1 protein-coding gene is annotated in these 707 nt (G+C 57.4%); it reads left to right on the forward strand.

Annotated features, from left to right (window positions below):
• The coding region (locus E1189_RS01870) for a hypothetical protein (protein WP_196221031.1) at positions 1 to 707 on the forward strand (707 nt) is incomplete at both ends.

Below are 707 nucleotides of genomic sequence, written 5' to 3' on the forward strand. Positions count from 1 at the left end.
GGGGGCAAGCGAACATCCCCTGTGATGATAAGGATATCGAGATAACAGTGGGCAGACATCTTCAGCTTATGGGGGGCATGGATAATCTGAAAATGGCCCTGGAGATCTTTACCCGACTGCGCACCCGGGCAGCTGGCGGGCAGGAGAACACCCCTTGTAATGATAAGGATATCGAGCTAACCCTGGCTCGGCATCTCCAGATAATAGGGGGCGCGGACAATCTGAGAGCGGCGCTGGACATCTATACCCGGTTGCGCAGCCGTGCGGCTGGGGGGCAGCCGGACACCCCTTGTAATGACAAGGATATTGAACTGGCTCTGGGCAGGCATCTCCAGGCCATGGGAGGCATGCTCAACCAGAAAGTGGCCTTGGACATCTTCACCCGGTTGCGTACCCGGGCAGCAAAAGGGCAGATTAACATCCCCTGTGATAACAAAGAGATCGAGCTAGCTCTGGGCAGGCATCTCCAGATGATGGGGGGTAGAGACAACCTGAAAACGGCTCTGGACATTTTTACCCAGCTGCGTGTCCGGGCGGCCGGTGGGCAAGCGAACACCCCCTGTGATGACAAAGAGATCGAGCTGTCTCTGGGCAGACACTTCGAGGTTATGGGGGGAGCGGACAATCTGAAAGCAGCCCTGGACATCTTTTTCCGGTTGCGTACCCGGGCAGCGGGGGGGCAGCCGAACATCCCCTGTGATGACAAG

The organism is Parendozoicomonas verongulae (assembly GCF_009711465.1).
GTDB lineage: Bacteria > Pseudomonadota > Gammaproteobacteria > Pseudomonadales > Endozoicomonadaceae > Sansalvadorimonas > Sansalvadorimonas verongulae.